This is a genomic window from Adlercreutzia equolifaciens, from assembly GCF_029076695.1.
GTDB classification, from domain to species: Bacteria; Actinomycetota; Coriobacteriia; order Coriobacteriales; family Eggerthellaceae; genus Adlercreutzia; species Adlercreutzia equolifaciens_A.
The window spans coordinates 1-338 of record NZ_JARFIK010000175.1 but is presented as its reverse complement, the minus strand read 5'-3'; the positions used below and the strand labels follow the sequence as shown (position 1 = coordinate 338).

Genomic DNA, 338 nt, shown 5'->3' with positions numbered 1-338 from the left:
GGTATCCACGCGCCAGCACGTTTTCATCATCCAAAGCTCCTACGCCCAGGGATGGGTAACCGACGAGGTGTGCCAGCGGCCCCTGCGCAACGCGCCCTTGGATTTAGCCTCGGTATTTGTGTTTAGGGACAGCCTGTCGCCGCAGGCCCTGGCCGTGGCACGCGTCATCGTGGGCCACTACGGCAAAGCCGACGAGCTCGACCGCTACTTCGCCCGCGAGGAAAAACGGGAAGTCGCTTAGGCCTCGTCCCCCACATAGGGGGCCAGCAAATGCGTCAGCACGCGCACATGGGCCCGGGAGCGGTTAAGACACGGCACGTAGATGATATCATCCTCAG

At 62.4% G+C, this 338-nt stretch carries 1 pseudogene; it reads left to right on the top strand.

The window, feature by feature from the left end:
* A pseudogene (locus PZH32_RS11955) lies at positions 1 to 241 on the top strand (hypothetical protein); the annotation flags it as partial.
* Positions 242 to 338 lie beyond the last annotated feature (97 nt).